General features: G+C 59.3%; 15 protein-coding genes. 3 read left to right on the forward strand and 12 right to left on the reverse strand.

All coding sequences use genetic code 11. The annotated features are described in order from the left end of the window. Positions 1-14 precede the first annotated feature (14 nt). The 12 genes from ACTHV6_RS02165 to ACTHV6_RS02220 all read right to left on the reverse strand — a co-directional run bounded on the left by ACTHV6_RS02165 (position 15) and on the right by ACTHV6_RS02220 (position 15272). Positions 15-881, reverse strand: a complete 867-nt coding sequence (locus ACTHV6_RS02165) for an ABC transporter permease (protein ID WP_441385616.1) — start codon at positions 879-881, stop codon at positions 15-17. After that, entirely contained in the window at positions 878-2185 is a 1308-nt protein-coding gene (locus ACTHV6_RS02170) for a quaternary amine ABC transporter ATP-binding protein (protein ID WP_441385617.1), read from the reverse strand. The genes ACTHV6_RS02165 and ACTHV6_RS02170 overlap by 4 nt, the downstream gene beginning before the upstream one ends. 450 nt (positions 2186-2635) lie before the next feature. Further along, positions 2636-4126, reverse strand: coding sequence for a DUF2079 domain-containing protein (locus ACTHV6_RS02175; RefSeq protein WP_441385618.1), 1491 nt, complete (start codon positions 4124-4126; stop codon positions 2636-2638). Next, complete coding sequence (locus ACTHV6_RS02180) at positions 4123-6855, reverse strand: flippase-like domain-containing protein (RefSeq protein ID WP_441385619.1); 2733 nt, start codon at positions 6853-6855, stop codon at positions 4123-4125. Before ACTHV6_RS02180 ends, ACTHV6_RS02175 begins: the two co-directional genes overlap by 4 nt. Before the next feature lie 30 nt (positions 6856-6885). After that, positions 6886-8346 carry a hypothetical protein gene (locus ACTHV6_RS02185; protein WP_441385620.1) on the reverse strand — a complete coding sequence of 487 codons (1461 nt, stop codon included), beginning with the start codon at positions 8344-8346 and terminating at the stop codon, positions 6886-6888. A gap of 72 nt (positions 8347-8418) precedes the next feature. Then, positions 8419-9174 carry a DedA family protein gene (locus ACTHV6_RS02190; protein WP_441385684.1) on the reverse strand — a complete coding sequence of 252 codons (756 nt, stop codon included), beginning with the start codon at positions 9172-9174 and terminating at the stop codon, positions 8419-8421. Positions 9175-9307: 133 nt separating this feature from the next. Continuing rightward, complete coding sequence (purB, locus tag ACTHV6_RS02195; protein WP_441385621.1) at positions 9308-10795, reverse strand: adenylosuccinate lyase; 1488 nt, start codon at positions 10793-10795, stop codon at positions 9308-9310. 129 nt (positions 10796-10924) lie between these two features. Continuing rightward, positions 10925-11815: a fructosamine kinase family protein gene (locus ACTHV6_RS02200; protein WP_441385622.1), complete on the reverse strand. Its 891-nt coding sequence runs from the start codon at positions 11813-11815 to the stop codon at positions 10925-10927. Between the two features lie 39 nt (positions 11816-11854). Further along, positions 11855-12235, reverse strand: coding sequence for a phage holin family protein (locus ACTHV6_RS02205; protein ID WP_441385623.1), 381 nt, complete (start codon positions 12233-12235; stop codon positions 11855-11857). A 44-nt stretch (positions 12236-12279) separates the two neighbouring features. Further along, entirely contained in the window at positions 12280-13164 is an 885-nt protein-coding gene (locus ACTHV6_RS02210) for an aldose-1-epimerase (RefSeq protein ID WP_441385624.1), read from the reverse strand. A 131-nt stretch (positions 13165-13295) separates the two neighbouring features. Further along, positions 13296-13544 carry an LPXTG cell wall anchor domain-containing protein gene (locus tag ACTHV6_RS02215; protein WP_441385625.1) on the reverse strand — a complete coding sequence of 83 codons (249 nt, stop codon included), beginning with the start codon at positions 13542-13544 and terminating at the stop codon, positions 13296-13298. Positions 13545-13559: 15 nt separating this feature from the next. Beyond that, complete coding sequence (locus tag ACTHV6_RS02220; protein WP_441385626.1) at positions 13560-15272, reverse strand: sodium:solute symporter family protein; 1713 nt, start codon at positions 15270-15272, stop codon at positions 13560-13562. Positions 15273-15577: 305 nt separating this feature from the next. Between ACTHV6_RS02220 and ACTHV6_RS02225 the strand changes: the two genes are divergently transcribed. From ACTHV6_RS02225 to ACTHV6_RS02235, 3 genes are read left to right on the forward strand one after another with little or no spacing between them, the layout of a single operon-like run. Continuing rightward, on the forward strand, positions 15578-16861 hold the full coding sequence (locus tag ACTHV6_RS02225) for a galactokinase (RefSeq protein WP_441385627.1): 1284 nt from the start codon (positions 15578-15580) through the stop codon (positions 16859-16861). 10 nt (positions 16862-16871) lie between these two features. After that, positions 16872-17864 carry a UDP-glucose 4-epimerase GalE gene (galE, locus tag ACTHV6_RS02230; RefSeq protein ID WP_441385628.1) on the forward strand — a complete coding sequence of 331 codons (993 nt, stop codon included), beginning with the start codon at positions 16872-16874 and terminating at the stop codon, positions 17862-17864. Then, positions 17864-19477 carry a UDP-glucose--hexose-1-phosphate uridylyltransferase gene (locus ACTHV6_RS02235; protein WP_441385629.1) on the forward strand — a complete coding sequence of 538 codons (1614 nt, stop codon included), beginning with the start codon at positions 17864-17866 and terminating at the stop codon, positions 19475-19477. The genes galE and ACTHV6_RS02235 overlap by 1 nt, the downstream gene beginning before the upstream one ends. Positions 19478-19548 lie beyond the last annotated feature (71 nt).

Genomic DNA, 19548 nt, shown 5'->3' on the forward strand with positions numbered 1-19548 from the left:
GCATTCAGTGGTGATCAGGCATTCGCCTTGTTCTTGGCGTCCTTGGCCTTCTTGTGCTCACGGTTACCAAATCCGCTGGTCACGCGGTCCAGAATCATCGCGATGATCACCACGGCGGTGCCGGCCTCGAAGCCGAGGCCCACGTCCACGCGGTTCAGGCTGGTCACAACGTCCGAACCGAGGCCGCCAGCGCCAACCATTCCGGCGATAACCACCATCGAGAGGGAGAGCATGATGACCTGATTGACTCCGGCCATGATGTTGGGCATCGCGAGCGGTAGCTGAATCTGACGCAGAACGCGGCCCGGCTTGGCGCCGAAGGCGTATCCGGCTTCCACAACTTCCTTATCCACGTTGCGGATACCGAGCTCAGTCAGGCGCACACCGGGTGCCAAGGAGAAGATGACCGTGGCCACCATTCCTGGAACAACGCCGATGCGGAACAGCATGAGCGATGGGATCAGGTACACCATGGCTGGCATGGTCTGGAGGAAGTCTAGGATCGGGCGGATCACAGCGGATGCCCTCTTGGACTTAGCTGCCCAGATTCCTACGGGGATCGCGATGATCAGGGCGATCGCGCTAGAGAGGAGAACGAGTGCCAGCGTGGACATCGCGTTCTCCCACTGGTTCAGGCCCACGATAACTAGGAGGCCGATGGCGGAGACGATCGTCAGCTTCCATCCCTTGGAGAAGTAGGCCAAGACGGCAACAATGGCAATGATCACCCAGAACGGCGGCGAAACCAGCACGTTCTCCAAGCCGTCGTACATGGCGGCCATGAGGGAACGGAGGAAATCGAAGAGCCAGCCGGCGGAATCGATCAGCCAGTCAACGCCGTCACTGATCCAGCTACCTAGGGGAATACGGAAATCGCTCATGAGTGGGCCTCCTCGCCGGACGTGTCGTTCAACGTGGCATCCAACACTTCAACAGGAACCATGCGTTGCGGTGAGATCGTCAGATCCGCTTCTGCATCGGTATCGGCGAGAGCCGCCAACAGCGCGATGCGGGGGACAACACCAAGTAGGCGATCATTATTGCCCACAACGGCAATCGGAAGGCGGGTGTGGATGGTGAGTTCGAACAGTTCGGACAGATACTGATCAGCCGTGACCTTGGCGGGCAGGGGCTGGAGAATGCTGGAGATGTCCGTGTTGCCGGCGCGAACGGCGCGCAGCACATCGGTATCTTGAACGTAGCCCACGACCTTGCGTCCATGGGAAATAACAAACACCGTGGGTGTTTGGAGATCGCGCATCACGCGCAGAGCGCCACGGGAGCCGGAGGTATCGCGAACAACGGCTCGCGGCCCCTCCATCACGTCGGCAGCGGTCAACACCTTGGCGCGATCAACGTCCTGAACGAACTTCGCCACGTAATCGTTGGCCGGATCGGTCAGAATATCGTTGGGTGTGCCAACCTGAACGATGTGCCCGGCGCGCATCACGGCAATTCGATCGCCAACGAACATCGCTTCGTTGAGATCGTGCGTGATGAAGATGATGGTCTTGCCCAACTCTTCCTGAAGCTCCACGAGGAGCTCCTGCATCTCGTGGCGAATGAGCGGATCAAGTGCGGAGAACGCCTCGTCCATCAGGAGGATTTCGTTATCCGCGGCAAAGGCGCGGGCCAAGCCAACGCGCTGCTGCATACCGCCAGAGAGCTCATCGGGCATCGAATCTGCCCATTCCGTGAGTCCAACGCGGTCCAGCCACTTGCGTGCGGTCTCCTTGCGTTCGGCTTCGGGGACCTTGCTGATCTCCAAGCCGTAGGCCACGTTCTCTAGCACGGTCCGGTGTGGCAGCAGCGCAAAGTGCTGGAACACCATGGACATTCTGGCGCGGCGCAGTTCGCGTAGATCATCGCCATCCAGCCCGTTAACCTCGGTGCCGTAGATCTTCACGGAACCCCGCGTGATGGGGTTAAGCCCGTTCAGGCAACGGATCAGCGTGGATTTTCCGGAACCGGACAGGCCCATCACAACGAAAATCTCGCCGCGCTTGACCTCGAAACCAGCATCGATAACCGCAGCAGTTCCGAGGTTTTGAAGCTCTGACCTGTCCTTGCCGTCATCGAGGCCCTTGAGGACATCGTCGGTTCTGCGACCGAAGACCTTATATAGATGGGATACCTCAACCGCGGTGGTGTCACCGCTTGGGGTATCGGATCGAACATTGCTCACATGTACTCCTTGCATGTACAAGGCTGAACCTAATCGGAGCCCGGGTACAGCGTGTAGGACATCGTCCTCCTGCGAACAGCCATCGGGGCCGCTCAAGCATCACACCGAACCATACGGCCACCGGCTGTGATCCCTTTTGGCTCCCTCAAGCCAAAAGATGGGACCGGCGGACGCGGGCCAAACGTGTTGGCGCAAAACGCCATTCATTGAACTTAGCAACGTTTGCGGGGTGCTGCAAGGAATTTTCGGTGTTCTGTGCACCTGAACTCATTTCGAAATGAGGCATTTTCACCCGAGTATTCTGCAACGAGGGAGAGCGAAAACCATCAAAAATCCGCTGTATGGCGGTAATTTTAGACGGTAGTGCCGAAATGTGTCGTGTCAAATTCCCATCGATAATTCGTGCGAGAATTCGCCGTGTTCGGTAGGAGTGAATTCGCGAGTTTCCGGCTACGCCACGCGCTCCATCACGGCGAATCCGCCTTCTTCGTAGGTTGTGCGCCAGGTTCCGCCGAATGTGTCAGCCGCCCATTGCCCGGGTCCGCCTCGGGCCGAATGAGCTTTGTGCCCGGGGCTGATCACTGCCGTATCCACCTGTGCGGCTCCAACCGTTCCCTCCCAGTACACGGTATTTCCGGGCACTACGTAGGAGAGCATGCGGATATCAGTGACAACACTTCGGCCCGTGCCCACCGCATCCACGGCGCCTTCACCGGCCGATTGATCGAACTGGTAGTAGGTGCCACGCGCGAACGCTCCCACGGGCCCGGTCCATGCCATGGCCAGGTTGGTCAGCAGAGAGAACGAGATCCCGAGGGCAGCAAGATGTCGTGGGCTGAAGTGAGTTGTGAGGGACGACGACGGCGGGGCGGCCCCCTCCGTGGCATCGTTCGGTGGCTCTGGGGGTGGCGCTGGCGCTGGGCGTGGCGATGGGCTTCGTGATGGCGCGGCGTGAATGAGGCTGATGACGGCAATGGGCATGAGGATCGCGGAGTAGTGCCACTCCCATCCCCAGTAGTACGGGACGTTGCCCGCGAAGCGCCACAACAGCGTGGGGATCATGAGCCACATGAGCGGGCTGCGAAGGCCGATGATGCCGGCGGCGCCCACGAGCAGGGCGAGCGTTGCGTACTTCTGGGCGGGGCTGAAGAAGTGCTGGATGAATCCCAGTGGTCCGGCTGAGGCTCCCTCAGTTTCTGAAAGCCTATCGGTGTAGTCCCATTGGCCAGCTGGATTGATGAGTGGAAGGATAATGAGAATGGAGGCCGCGAACCAGAAGGTGCCCCACAGCGCCACGTAGATTCCGTGGCGGGCGGCTGGCGATGTCAGGGATGCTTTGAGGGAGCTGAGGGTGCGCTGTGGTCCGGCCTTGGCCCACGCGTCCCACAACATGATGCAGCCAAAGGCGGCTACGGTCAGGCCAAGATCTTCCTTAATGAAGACGAGGAGGCCGATCTCCACGTATGCCCGCTTCTTGCCCTCGATCCAGTGGACCAATCCGAAGGCAAGAAGGGGAACGGCAAACGCTATTTCGTGGAACTGAGAGCCGATTGCCTCTAGAAGCCCCCAGCTGAGTACGTAGGACGTACCAAGCGTGGCCCCCCAAGCTGTGCCCAGCTTCTGGCAGGCGAGCCGTGTGATGGGCACGGCGGACCATGCGAACAGCAGGTTCTGGACGATCAGGAGGGTGAGCCCGGAGGGGAAGAACCGAAAGACGGGGCCCAAGAGAACCAGAATGGGGTGAAAGTGATCGCCTAACAGGTTGTAGCCCGGCCCTTTGATGTCCACGATCGGGGCGTCCAGATGCGCGTACTGGTTCGCTAGTTGGGTGAAGATGCCAAGATCCCAGGAGGGGGAGACGAAGCCGTTCCACTGGAAAACGGAGAACGAGCAGTACAGTGCCGCGGCAATGCCGGCGATGATCCATCCGGGATTTTTCACACGACGTTTTTCTTTTGGCAGTGGCGAAGAGCGAACCATCCGAGTGGAATCCTGACCCAGAACGTCACCAAGCGGAACAGGATGGCCGTGGAGAGGGCAACGGAGCCCGGGACGCCGGCAAGTGTGAGGCCGCCGGTCAATGCTGCCTCAACGGGGCCAATGCCGCCAGGGGAAGGAACCAGCGCACCCACTGAGTTGGACACAAGATAGGTGATCGCCAGAGTCACGATCGGCAGGGAGTAGCCGAATGCGGCCAAGGCGCCACCGAATGCGGCAACGAATGCGGCCGATTGAATGACTGAGCCGATGAATCCGTAGGCGATGCGGGACGGATGAGTGCCTAGCCACACGAGCCGTGGCCAAATCTGATCAATTGTTGGTTTGATCTTGGCGATGATCCAGCGGCGAAGTGGCTTGATGAAGTAGGCGATGATCGCCACGAGGGAAACGGCAGCGAACACCACCACGACGGTTCCGGTGGGGACCTGGAAGGAGGAGAGGTTTCCTGTGGCAAGCCCGAGGAGTAGGAGCAGAAGAACGGTTGTCACAAACTGGGAAATCTGCACCAGCGTCACGGTAGCCAAGCCAATGGGAACTGGAACCTTGCGCTTTTGGAGGTAGCGAAGGTTGAAGGCGGCAGGGCCAATACCGGCTGGTGCCACCAGAGCAACGATGGAGGCGGCCACCTGAACGATTGTGGTTTCGGCTAGTGGCAGATCTTCGGCCGTGTAGGCCTTGAGGCTGATAGCGGCGCCAACATAGGTGAACAGGCCGATAAAGAAGGCGAAGATCATCCAACCGGGCACGGCCTTCGCGATTGTTTCCTGTAGCTCTTGGAAGTTGATGGTGCCGAATAGCAGATACAGGGCTACCACGGCGATCGATACTGTCAGGATCGTGCGCAGCGAGAAGCGTTGGAGCTTCATGGGCTCCACATCGCCTACCTCTGGCACGGTTTCCACGAGTGATTCGCGCAAGGATTGCAGCTCCTTGCGGCTGGACAGGGCCGCTCCAGTTTCTTGAGGGAGAATCGCTTTCTGGAGGATCGGTGCGATCGTCACCAGCTGATCCAATGGTAGGCACCTGCGTGCGGATGCCAGTGTGCGTTCGGAGCCCACCTGGACGGCCATCATGGCCAGCGCCTGTGCCATGTCCACCCGGCGCGCCACTTCGTTTGCGGCGATTGATCCGCTTTGCCAGTGAACAAGGTGGAGCGCGTTGCCGCTCAAGCCCACCGTTCCAGCATGGATATCGCCATGGGAAACTCCCCGGCTGTGGGCCTCCTGAAGGAGTACCCACAAAGAATCGAGGGCCTCATCGGGAACCTCATCGCTAGGAACGTCGGATAGCGGCTTGCCGTCCGCCAACTCAAAGGACGCGATAAAGGACTGATCTGAGGAGGCAACGCGCAGATGGCGATTCGGGCACACACCGGCTTCGGTGGCCGCAAGTTCTAGGAGTGCCAACTGGTTGGCGGAAGCCTCTAATGTGCGTCCTGAGCGGCGCGTGGAGGTTGTGAGCACGATCCGGTTCCACATTGATGTCAGAACGCCAACAATGTGTTGGTCCGCATCCAAGAAAGCCAGCTGGTAGGCCGTTCCATCTTCGGACACTGCCAAGTAGTTGCGCGAGGCATATGAATTGGCAAGCGGGTGATGCTCGGCCAGAAGGCCGTCACGGATCTCCAGCGCGTTAGCCGATGGATCCAGCGTGAGGGTGGCGGATCGGGGTGATGGCGTCAAGTTCTCCAACTCATCAACCGTCGGGATGCTTCCTGACGCCGTGCGTCCATCATGAAGGTTCTCCGAGGGAGCGGAGCTTTCGGACACAGGGGAGCTTTCGGACACGGGGACAGTGCTGGTCTCTTGGCGCAAGTTCGCCCCGGCCTTGTCCACGATCGAGCGCAATTGAGAAAGGCCATACCTATCCACATAGCCCAGAGGGCCACGTCCATCGGCACGCCATACTTTCAGATCGTATTGATCGGGAATGTCATCAATCCGAACGATCTGTGTGGCGTCTATGCCAGCGCGCCGCGCCAAGTTAACAAGCGCGATTCCCGTACTACGGTCTGGGGTATCACCGGAGATGTAGCGCGCCATCTGCCCGCAGAACGTTCCCAGCAAGATCGTGATGAGTGCTCCAGGCAGGGTCTGGTTACCCTGCAGAACGGAGATCACGAGTGCCACGTAAAGCAGGGGCCAACCCCACGTTGTGGTTTTGCTGCTCTTGCCGGATCCCGCCACCGTCAGAAGTGCCGAAATCACTGACACATACGGTAGAAGCGTGATGTAGGCCTGTTCATCAAGGGAATCGAGAAGCTGGCCAGTGATGGGGGAGAGCGGAAAGTAGCTCTGAAAGAGCCAGAGAACTCCGTAGGCGATCGCTACTGCAGATACGAGGGCGCCTATCGCTGTGATCAAGCTGCGCCAGCGCCTGTGCCACACCAGATCGGCAATGACAACAAGGGGGAGAACAAAGCTAAGTAGGCCCTCAAGCACGTTGACCGGCACGAACAGGACGGATTCAACGATTCCCGATGTTGCCGTGCGAACATCCCGGGTAACGGCCAGCGTGGTGGCGGAGCCGTAAACGGCCAGAAACATGACGAAACCGATGGCCAAGGCAGAGATGATTGCGGAGACCAAATCACGTGGATGGCGGACCCACCGGACCTCTTCGTCAATCAGGAGCACATGCTGGCGCGAAAAGCGTGGTCCATTCGCCATGCCCGTGCTCCTTTCTGTGATGTCAACCTGCTAATCGTCAGTATCTTCTAGCCGCCTATTTAACCACTCTGGAATGTGCTCGTCAGTACGCGGAAAAGCTTTGAGATCTTCACGCCATACGCTGGCAGGGACTTGTGCGGCCCACCGCGGTTCAAGATCTCGGTTAGCGGTGAGGTTGGCGTGCCCATCTGGCTTAAATTCAAGTGTGAGGACGTAGGGAGCGCCCACCTCTTCTTGGAAGGAAATCTTCTTCAACTGGCTCACATAATGTAACACTGAGGTGGGCAAAAGCTTCAGTGTCACGGCCTTGCCACTCGTTTGAGAAGTCTGAGGCGAATCGCCATCTTCCGCATCGGCCGAGACGCTACTTCCGGCAGCATCCTCCGCAGCAGGTGAGCTCACCGTAGCCATTGCCGCGAAATGAGCCATTTGCCCGACCATCTGAATGTGCAGATGCAAGGATTGCCACCCGGAGGGAGCAACGTTGGTGAGCATCGCAAGGATATCGGCAACAAGTGCTTGCGGATCGGAATTGTCACGCTGGCGGGCAGCTTGAAGAGTGATCGCCGGCCGGGAGGAGACGTTCCACGTCTTCGGACGAGCCTCACGGCTCGCCTTCTCCTGAATCTCATCGAACGGAACCAGCACGGCGTTTGTTCCCTGAGCGATCCGCTTGAACCCGAGGGCAGATGCGAAGGGAGTGTCAAGAACGAGGGAAACTATCTGTGCCAAAACCTGGCCGGATTCGTTCCGCACAGCTCGGATGATGCGGACTGGAGTGTGCTTGTACCGGCCCACATCCTGATGCTCATAAATGTTGAGATCGCTGTGATAAGTGATCCTCTTGCCCCACAGCCCGGTGGGTAGTTCTTGGAATCCTTCTTCCGCGGTTGGCGCGGCAGGGGACACCATCGTCAAAGCTACTGGTTCGTCCGTTTCCTCGCTGAACTCCATCTCAACAGGAAGAGCGCCCCACTCACGTGTGACGATTGGCCCGATGAACTGTGAGGGAATAGCGGCGGTAAACTTACCCGTTTTCACCGTTTCCCAGCCCCATGCAATGCCGTGATAGACACCAAGAAGCTCCGGCTCTGAATCGCCGGGGAAGAACCGCCACAGCCGCGTGCCGGAGGTCAGACGCGTTGGCTCTATCCACAGAAGTTCTGTGCTCACGCCCCCACCTTGGGTGGTGCCAGATCCGTTGAACGGAGGGTTTTCGATGATGCCGCCCATGAAGGCATCCTGATTCAGTGGCCCTACGGCGCGCCGAACCTGTACGAACGGTCCCGCTGGCATTTGCAGGATGTCGATGGGACGGTCAGGGGAAAAGGCGCGGCGATCGCACCCTTGCAGTGCGATGAGGTCCGCAACGTCCGTGACTCCCTCTGCCCGTGCAGCATCGATGGCGAAGCCCGTCACAAGATCGAGCCCCGTTTTCAGATAGGAATCGGCTTGGCCCGATGAGATGGCCAATTGATAGATGACGCTCACACTTGTCCCTTCGGCGCGAAGAATCTAGCCACCACTCTAGTACGTGCACTCCCGTGGGATGGCCGTGGAGGACTACTCGGGATCCGTTTCGCGAGGCTCGGCATCGATATCCGTGAGATGGTCTGTCCCTGCCAGTTTCCTATTCTTGCGGATCCGGAGCGCTATCCACACGATGAGGGCAGCAACGATGAGTACAAGTACAACCTTGGAGGCCACTCCAACGTATTCTTCAACCACGTGCCAGTTTGCCCCAAGCGCGTAGCCAGCGCTGATCAATATCGTGTTCCAGATGAGTGATCCGGCAGTGGTGAGAGCGGTGAATTTGGCTAGGTGCATCCTCGTAACGCCGGCTGGTAGCGAGATAAGCGAACGGAAGATCGGGATCATGCGGCCAAAGAACACCGTCCACAATCCGTACTTATCGAAGAAGGCCTCGGTTCGCACCACATCGTTGGGGTTAACAAGCGGCAGAGCGTTCAGAATCTTGCGAGTGCGTTCGCGCCCTAGGAGAGCGCCGAGTCCGTAGAGCACCCATGCGCCAACCAGTGATCCTGCCGTACACCACAGGATCGCCCCGAGCAGGGTGAATCCCGCGCCAGCACCGGCGGAGAAACCGGCCAGTGGCAGGATGATTTCTGACGGCAGTGGCGGGAACAGATTCTCGAGTGCAATAAGCGCCCCCGCTCCGAAACCGCCGAGCGTGTCAATAACGGATATGGCCCATCCCGCGATGCCCCCGATTTCCCCACCGCTAGAAGCGGCAGCTGTGGCTACGATTGTGGAAAACAGGATGGACTCCTCTGATGCTCGGATCGCTACAAATTCCAGTTTTGCAGGGAAACGTGAGAAAACCTAGTGAAACGGGTGTGATCCTTGCCGGGTGCCACCACGGACGCAGTTTACCTCTGTATCGGCTGATTTTCGACGATACTGGCAACCCACAGCGCGTCGCGGAGCGTATCTAGGCGCGCGGTTCTCCCAAGTAATCAACCAGTTCGGCCGCGAGCCCAACGTAGCTCCCGGGAGTCAGGCGCAGCAGCCGTTCCTCAACGTCCGCCGGAATCCCAAGCTCCTTGATGAAGGTCCGCATATCCTCCTGAGTGACGCGGCGGCCACGGGTGAGCCCCTTGAGGCGCTCGTAGGGATTGCCCATACCCGTTGCCCCCGCGATCTCCGCAGCGCGCATCGCCTGCTGAATCGGTTCGCCCAGTACCTCCCACGAGCTGTCTAAATCGCGTTCCAGAACCGCAGGATTCGGATCAACGCCAGCGATCCCACGCTTGAGGTTATCGATGGCGAGGAGCGAGTGGCCGAGGCCAACCCCGATGTTGCGCTGGGTGGTGGAATCGGTGAGATCGCGCTGCAAACGTGACGTAACCAGAGTTGAAGCAAGCGATTCCAGCAGGGCGCTGGAGACTTCTAGGTTGGCTTCCGCATTCTCGAAGCGGATGGGGTTGACCTTGTGCGGCATGGTGGAGGATCCGGTGGTTCCCTGCGCCGCAAGATTTTGGTGGAAGTAATCGAGCGAGATGTACGTCCAGAAATCGGTGGCGATGTTATGAGCGATCCGGTTGAAGTGGGCGATGTCCGCGTACAGATCTGCTTGCCAATCGTGTGGCTCGATCTGAGTGGTCAGCGGATTCCACGTCAGGCCCAATCCCTCAACAAATGTACGGGAGATGGAGGGCCAGTCGGCTCCGGGAACCGCTACGGCGTGAGCGCCGAACGTTCCAGTGGCACCGTTGATCTTTCCCAGATACTCGGTGCACCCGATGCGGTGCAGCTGCCGGTGGAGGCGAGAGGCAAACACCGCCATTTCCTTGCCAAGCGTGGTGGGCGATGCGGTTTGCCCGTGCGTGCGCGAGAGCATGGGAACCTGGGCGGTGGCGCGGGCCAGATCCGCCAGCTGATTCTCTAGGGACGTAGCGGCGGGCAGCCATACCTCATCGATAGCACCCTTAATTACTACGGAGTAGGCGAGGTTGTTGATGTCCTCACTCGTGCAGAAGATATGGACGATCTCGTGCATGGAGGCGAGTGCTGTCTGCCCGCCCAGAGCGGCAGGAGCGGTGTCTAAGCGCCGCTTGAGGAAGTATTCGACGGCCTTGACGTCATGGCGTGTTTCGGCTTCGATCGTGGCCAGCTCGCCGATTTCCTCAGCGCCAAAGGTGGCCGGGATTGACCGCAGGTAGGCGATTTCCGCATCGTTGAGCCTAGGTGCGCCCGGCAGGGCCTTGGCTGATGTCAGGTGGATGAGCCATTCGATTTCAATGTGAAGGCGCGCGCGATTGAGCGCGGCTTCAGAGAGGTAATCCACGAGTGGGGCAGTTGCTTCACGGTACCGGCCGTCCAGCGGGCCCAAGGCAATCGGGGGTTGGATGGTGGCAAGGGATTCGAACCCTTGGTGGGCGGACAGGGAACCTGTGGAAGCTGAAGGATCGAAGCTCATGCGGCTATTGTTTCACGGTGCCTGTGGCTTCGTGCATCCCGTACGCACTGTGGGCGCGAGGCGTGTAACCTTCAGCCCGGCTTCGCGGAGCTGGTGCATCCCGTCCGCACTGTGGGCGTGGGGCGGTTGCTAGAGGTATTGCCGGGCCGCCGCCACAGTTTCGCTCCCATACCCGCCGCCAAAGATCGCAGCGTGGATGATGAGGATATGAAGGGTATGCAAGCCGATCCGTTCGCGCCAGCCCTCTGCGAGCGGCGAGGCCTCGTTGTACGCCGCGTAGATGCGGTCAGTGAACGGAGCATTGAAAACCGTCAGCTGGGCCAGATCCGATTCCGCATGCCCGCCCTGACAGGCAGGATCGATGAGAACGCCCACGGTCCGAGAATCTGACGTGCTCAGTCCTCTGCCCGCGGCGGCATGAGCAGCGGATTCGGCAGTGGCCCACATGATGTTCCCGGACCACAGATCTCCGTGTAGCAGTGCAGCTTCGGTGTGAACAAGCTGGGGCTGGGGAGCATCGAATTCCCCGTCTTTGAGGCGTTCGCACAGTCTCTCGATGATCGTCGCACCGCGAGCGCCGATGGCCCCGTTCCGTTGGGCATCGTCAAGGTAGGGCAGGATCCGGTCCTCGGCAAAGAACTGGCCCCAAGCACGCGACGGAGAGCCTGGGGCAACAAGGGGGAGTGGTGCTTCACCCATGGCGCCGATGATGCGCCCGGCCTGCCCGATGTTCGACGATTCTTCCAACCCCTGCGGGCATTGCCCGAATACTCTGTGGCCGCTCTGGCTATAAGCGTGGGTTGCGGCCAAGGCCCGCCCGAACTGCTCAGCAGCGCTCGCGGATGGCCCGGCGGTTTCCAGCCGCGCGGTGCGCAGCTCCCGTTTCTGGGCATCAAGCAGCCGCACAACAGGAGCCCCGCCATCCATGGCTGCGGCGCCTAGTTCGGCCAATCCCGCTGCTTCAGCGGAAATGGCGTGGGCATTCCCGCGCTTTGTGAATGATTGTGATCCGGAGTTCATGGTGACCTCCTCGATGGAGTGCGTGTGAGCACCCGCCACCTAGCTTCGCTGATACTTCAGCGGCAAGAACAGATCGGCCACCACGTTGATAAGCCCAACAATCAGCCCGCCGATCACCGCCCAGATAAAGCCGTCAACGTGTATGCCCACGTCGAAGAAGCCGGTAATCCACGAGGTCAGTCCCAGCATAAGGGCGTTCACCACGATGAAGAACAGGCCCAGCGTCAGGACATAGAAGGGTATGGAAAAGAAGGCAACGATGGGGCGTATCAGCACGTTCACAACGGCCAGAATGATTCCGGCAAGGATGTAGTACAGCCAGACGTAATCGCTGGTGCCGATCAGGGTAATGCCGCTGAGAACCGCCACGCATACCCAGAGGCCCAGCGCGTTGACAAGTGCACGTACAAGTAGCTTCATAGGTATCAGCCTAGCGAGGTTTCCGTGGGCAACCTATGGGCAGTTTAAGCAATTCCTTTGATGGCGTAGCTGTATCGATGGGTTCCGCCCGGCGCCAAGAGCGTGAGCTCATCGCCTGAATTGAAGGCGTTGGGCGCGCAGCTCATCGGTTCGATGGCCAGCCCGGCGCGCCCGATCTGGTCCCCGCTGTAGATCTGAACCCATGGTGCCTGCGAGCTCACGATGGCGCCGCGGCCCGTGACGGTATCACGCACGGTCACGTCCCAGCCGTCCTCGGGTAGATCGGTGTAGGCATCATCGATCAGGCGGCTGCCGATCGGGCCTTCGGTGTGCGCGTTGCCGGCGGCCGGAACCGTTCCGGTGGGGATCTGGTTGGCGTTCATCGTGGTGACGGTGCGAGCGGGCACGGTCAGTTCGTAGGAATCGATGGTCCCTTCGCCGAAGTAAATGTAGGGGTGGGCGGCCACACCATAGGGAGCGGTATTGTTCCCAATGTTTGTTGTTTGTACGGTCACGGTGAGCCCTGATCGCGAATCCAGCTCATACTTTACTGTGGAGCGAAGGGTCCACGGGTAGCCGGGGCGCGGGGCGGCCAGCGCCTTGAACGTCACCGCCGTATCGCTCATCTCCGCCACCTGCCATTCCACCCACGCCATGAATCCGTGGAGGGCCGCGTTGTGGACGATATCGTTGACGGGTAGCTGATAGGACACCCCGCCTTGAGTGTACTGGCCGTCCGCCACACGGTTGGGCCACGGGATCAGAACCTTGCCCATGTACTCAGGGGCAAACTCATCATTTCCATAGGAGGTGATGAGACTTCCGCCCCCGTACGTTAGTTCGGCAAGGCCCGCGCCCACGGCAACAACACGCGCCTCGTAATCCCCAGCTCGTAGAATAACGTTCTTTCCTGACGCGAGATTAGCCATGAGGTGCCCCTTCCAGAGTTTCTTCTAGGGTACGTTGATTTGGCCGTCCGGTCATGGAGTTTAACGACGACGACGGCGTGACAGTCCGGCACCGCCACAGTAACGAGGCGATGCCGGACTGGCAGGTGGATCTACTCGCCGGTTGGCGATGCCCCGCCGTGGGGCTTCATCTTCCACCAGATTCCCATGATCAGGGCAACGATCAGCAGTCCGATGCCCGAATACAGGTTGCCGTTGATTCCGCCCGTCTTGGCCATTTCCTCTGGGCCGGCTACGAAGGCGGCGCAGATAAGCAAGAACACGGCGATGGAGCCGATTGCGGCGGCGATAACAAAGCGAATGTCAGTGTAATCAGTCGCTTCTCGTGATTCAGATGCCATGATGATTCCCCTTTCTCAGTGGAAGATGACGTTGAGGGTAATAACGGCAACCCCGGCGATGATGGCCAGAGGAACGGGCCTGCGCAGCATCGGAAGCTGGTGCAGGAACGGATCCGTTCTGTCTTCCTTTGGAGTCTCGGAGTACACGAATCCGCGCAGCTCCGCCGATGTTTTCGCCCGTGTACGGGTAGAGACCAACACGGTGACGATGATGTCCACAACGAAGGCCGTTCCAGCGGCAACGAATGCGCCACCTTGGCCGGGTAGGTTCATGACTCCCGTCCATTGCATCAGGTTGATTGCCAGAGCTCCGAGTGTTCCGGCCGCCAAGCCGGTCCAGCCTCCTGCGGCCGTTGCTCTCTTCCAGAACATACCAATGATGAACGTGGCGAACAGTGGAGCGTTGAACATGGAGAACAGCTGCTGGAGATAATCCATGAGGTTCTCGTATTGAGAGGCGATCAGGGCCGTGAAGATCGCGATCACGGAAGCCGCAAACGTAGAATACTTGCCGATCTTCAGGTACTGGGCGTCCGTTTCGTTGGGCTTGAGGTACCGCTCATACAGATCAACGGTGAACACGGTGTTGAAGGCGGAGATGTTGGCCGCCATGCCGGCCATGAACGATGCGAGAAGGCCGGTGATGGCCACTCCCAGCAAGCCGTTGGGGAGCACATCGCGCATGAGCAACAGGATGGCATCGTTGTATTCGAACGGTGAACCGGCCGATTTCGCGTCCACCACCTCCGTCACCAGCACGCCGGCAATCATGCCGGGGATGATGACGATGAACGGGATGAACATCTTGACGAAGGTTCCGATGATGGGAGTCTTCTGAGCAGCGGAAATGGAATCCGATGCCATGGCGCGCTGGACTTCCACGAAGTTGGTGGTCCAGTAGCCGAAGGACAGCACGAAGCCCAGGCCAAACACGATCCCGATCACGGAAAGGACGGGGGAATCGAATCCGGCTAATGCGGTACCTGGCCACGAGTTGAGTTGATCAGACGGATCGGTCCCAGCCGTCGTGGCAATCGAGGTTATCTGCTCCTTCAACGCCTCCCAGCCGCCAACGCGATGGAGGCCGATCAATGTGAGGGGCAAGAGTGCGGCGATGATAACGAAGAACTGAAGGACCTCGTTGTAGATGGCCGCGGAGAGCCCTCCGAGCGATATATAGGTGAAAACGATGATCGCCGCAATAACAAGGGCAACCCATAGCGGCCATCCGAGCAGCCAGTTAATGATCTTGCCCAGAAGGAACAGGTTGATGCCGGCGATGAGCAGCTGGGCTAGCGCAAAGCTCAACGAATTAATGAGGTGAGCCGTTTGGCCGTACCTCTTGTACATGAACTCGGGGACCGATCGGACTTTTGAGCCGTAGTAGAACGGCATCATGACGATGCCAAGGAACAGCATGGCGGGAACCGCGCCAACCCAGAAGTAGTGGAATGTGGGCATTCCGTACTGGGCGCCGTTGGCGGACATTCCCATGATCTCGATGGCGCCAAGGTTTGCTGAAACGAAGGCAATACCCGTGACCCACGCTGGGATCGAACGGCCGCCGGTCAAGAAATCGTCCGAACTCTTGGCCTTGTGCTTCATGAGGAAGCCAACGCCAATGACGAACGAGAAGTAGATGACGATGGGGACGTAATCGAACCACATGGCGTTAAGCAAAGTGTCATCGCCTGGGGCCGGTGCCATCGGTAGTGGATTGATGAACATGTACGCTCCTGAACTGAGCCTAATAGGAACCACACGCCCCTTTGGTGCGGATTACCGCACGCCGTGTGGCTACCGCACCAAACAACGCTGCCCGGTTGCGGCCATGACAAACACGCTAATCCGTTTGGTTGGCCTCGTATTGGGACCTAATTCCTTACACGTAAAAGTAAATGCGTTCGCTTATACTTATGTTTACGTTATCAACTTGACGAATCGCGCATTGTCGTTCGAAAGGCCCTGTCCCGCGAACACTCTTCGTGTTAGATTTGAACAAAAGGGCCGAGTGCAATGAGGCAGGTACCACGATGAAACTGAACGAACTAACAGCGCAGCTGGCAGCGGGCGGATGTGACCAGCGATTAGCTCAGGTCTATGGCTCCGGGCCCCACGATGTTGGTGATGCGCGCGAACGGCTCCTCACGCTGCTCGAACGTTACTCCACGGCTTTCGGAGATGGCGATGTTGGGCTGTATACCGCGCCTGGCCGCACAGAAATGGGCGGTAACCACACGGATCACCAGCAGGGTGCCGTATTGGCCGGATCGGTCACCATGGATATGATTGCCGCCGCCGGAGCCAACGGGACGAACGTGTGCCGGATCCTGTCAGAAGGCTTCCCTGAAATCTCTGTGGATCTAGGAAACTTGGAGCCAAACTCTCAGGAGTTTGGGACCTCTGAATCTCTTGTGCGAGGAATCGCGCGGGCAATAACGGATCGCGGATATGACGTTGCAGGGTTCAACGCCGTGATCTCTTCGGCTGTGCCGGGTGGATCAGGGTTGTCCTCATCCGCCGCATACGAGATCCTCATCGGGGTGATCCTCAATCATCTGACCTGTGGCGATGGCCTGAGCGCCGCGGAGCTGGCCCAGATCGGACAGTTTTCTGAGAACAACTTCTTCGGTAAGCCATCCGGCCTCATGGACCAGATGGGATGCTCCCTTGGTGGAGTAGCTCATTTGGACTTCAAGGATCCCGGCAATCCGATCATCGATCCCATCCCCTTCGATATGGAGGAGACGGGATATGCCCTGTGCATCATCGATTCGGGTGGGGACCATGCGGATCTGACCGATGACTACACGGCGATCCGCAATGAGATGAAGGACGTTGCCGCCTACTTCGGCAAGGATGTGTTGCGCGAAGTTGAACCGGAAGATTTTTGGGCGAACTTCGCCGATGCCCGCTCAGCCACCAGTGACAGGGCTGTTTTAAGAGCCACTCACTTCTTTGAGGATCACGCTAGGGTGGAGCTTCAGGCCGAAGCCATTCGTGAAGGCCGCTTTGAAGATTTCCTTGAGACGGTCACGGCCTCGGGAATTTCTTCACAAACCCAGCTGGAAAACACGTACTCGCCGAAGAAGGTACTGGACCAACCCGTCGCCGTCGCCATATCTGTTGCCAAGCACCTCCTAGGTGGGCGCGGAGCCGTCCGGGTACACGGCGGTGGCTTCGCCGGAACCATCCAGGCGTACGTTCCCGCGGACGCGGCGGAGGCTTTCAAGGAAGAAATCGACAAGGCAATCGGAGCAGATGCGTGCCATATCCTACGGATTCGGCCCATCGGCGGTGCCCTGATAACGGGCTGAAAGGAATCTCATGACCATTCTTGTACTGGGCGGTGCCGGCTATATCGGCTCGCATACCGTTTACTCACTCATCGATGCCGGACGCGATGTTGCCGTTGTGGACAACCTACAAACCGGATTTCACAAGGCCGTTCACCCGCGGGCGCGGTTCTACAACGTGGATATCCGTGACACGCAGGCGCTGAGCGCTGTTTTCGAGAAGGAGAACATCGAAGGCGTTATCCACTTCGCGGCCTCCTCTCAGGTGGGCGAATCCATGCTGGACCCGCTGAAGTATTACGACAATAACGTGGGCGGGACCATCTCCCTACTCAAGGTGATGGTGGAACACGGGGTGGAATCGCTCGTGTTTTCCTCTACGGCCGCAACGTATGGAGAACCGGATCACGTGCCGATCTTGGAAAGTGACCGCACCGCGCCCACTAATTGCTATGGCGAAACGAAGCTCACCATGGAGAAGATGATGGGTTGGGTGGGCAAGGCCCACGGGCTGCGGTCAGTGGCACTCCGATACTTCAATGCCGCGGGCGCGCACATCCTCGGGGAGATCGGGGAAGCCCATGAGCCCGAGAGCCACCTCATCCCGCTGATCCTCCAAGTACCTACCGGCCAGCGCGAATCCATCACCGTGTTCGGCGATGATTACCCCACGCGCGATGGCACATGCATTCGCGATTACATCCACGTGACCGATCTGGCGCAGGCGCACATGCTGGCGCTCGATCACCTGATCGCCGGCGGTTCCTCCGACGTGTTCAACCTGGGCAGCGGCAGCGGATTCTCCGTCAAGGAAATGGTGGATGTGGCACGCGAGGTCACCCACCACCCGATTCCGGTGGTCATGGCCCCGCGGCGCGCCGGAGATCCCGCTCAGCTGATCGCCTCCGCCTCCAAGGCCAAGGACGTTCTGGGATGGAAGCCGGAGTATGACGATGTCGAGGCGATTGTTGCCAGCGCGTGGAAGTGGCAGGAAAGCCACCCCAACGGGTACGAGGAGGACTAGTGGCTGAGGACAATGCGGTGCAGGGTCAAGGTTCTGGCGCGAACACCACGAAGTTAGTGGACGAACTGGTGGACTACGCGATGGACTGCGGGCTCATTCAGCCCGAGGATCGCGTGTGGGCCGTCAACTCGGTTTTGGACGTTCTTCAGCTTGATTCGCACGCCGGTGGGCGGACGGTTGCTGGTGCTGGTGCTGGCGGCGCAGATCTAGGCGGCGGTGCGGGGGATGTTCGGGGCGATACAGCAGACCAGTGCGATGCCGACGGGCCGGTGGATCGGCTTGCCAGAATCCTCGACGCGCTCATGGACGATGCCCATGAGCGTGGGGTCCTTGAACCTGATTCGATCGTGTACCGGGATCTGTTCGATACGGCCCTCATGGGCGCGCTCACTCCGCCTCCGCGCGAGGTTCGCCAGCACTTCACTGCGCTGCGCGAGCAATCGGCACTGGCGGCCACGGATTGGTACTACACGTTCGCCCAAGACACGAACTACATGCGCCGCGATCGCATGGTCAAGGACATGCGCTGGCAGACGGAAACCAATTACGGCACTCTGGATGTCACGATCAATCTATCTAAGCCAGAAAAGGACCCGAAGGCGATTGCTGCCGCCCGCAGCATGCCAGCGAGTGGCTATCCTCAGTGCCTGTTGTGCGTGGAGAACGAGGGATATGCCGGGCGCATCAATCACCCGGCGCGGCAGAACCACCGCGTGGTTCCCGTGACGATCAACGATTCGCCGTGGTACCTGCAGTACTCCCCGTACGTGTACTACAACGAACACTGCATCGTGTTCAACCAAAAGCACACCCCGATGAAGATTGACCGGGCCTGCTTTGCCAAGCTTCTGGATTTCGTTGGGCAGTTCCCGCACTACTTCGTTGGCTCCAATGCGGATCTGCCCATTGTGGGTGGATCCATCCTGGCCCATGATCACTTCCAGGGCGGGCACTTCGAGTTTGCGATGGAGCGCGCGCCGATCGAGCGCACGGTCCAGTTCGCTGGCTTCGAGGATGTGAGCGCTGGGATCGTCAAGTGGCCGATGTCCGTCATCCGCATCACGGGGGACGATCTGGACAGGTTGGTGGATCTGGCCGATCGAATCCTTGGTGCGTGGCGCGGCTACACCGATGAGGACGCCTTCATCTTCGCGGAAACTGAGGGCGAACCCCACAACACGATCACCCCGATCGCCCGGCGCCGCGGTGATGCCTTCGAACTGGATCTGGTGCTGCGCAACAACATCACCACGCCTGAGCATCCGCTGGGGGTCTACCACCCCCATGCCGAACTTCACCACATCAAGAAGGAGAACATTGGACTGATCGAGGTGATGGGTCTTGCGGTGCTTCCCGCCAGGCTCAAGGACGAACTCGCCTCCGTGGCATGGCATTTGGCCACCGGTGACGATTTGCGGGGCGATCCCTTGACGCAGGCGCATGCCGATTGGGCGGAAGGCTTTGCCGATCGGATCACTCCCGAGAACGCGCAAGCAATTGTGGACGAGGAAGTGGGCAAGGTGTTCTCCCAAGTCCTCGAACACGCGGGAGTGTATGGGCGTAACGCCGAAGGGCAGGCCGCCTTCCTTCGCTTCATCGAATCTGTGAGGTAGGAGTGGGTGGGAGGGGCTTCGTCGTCGTCGAAAAAACTGGCCATGACGTCACATCCTGATCTGAGTTCCCT

The sequence above is a fragment of the Ancrocorticia sp. genome, from assembly GCF_052089425.1.
Classification (GTDB): domain Bacteria; phylum Actinomycetota; class Actinomycetes; order Actinomycetales; family Actinomycetaceae; genus Ancrocorticia.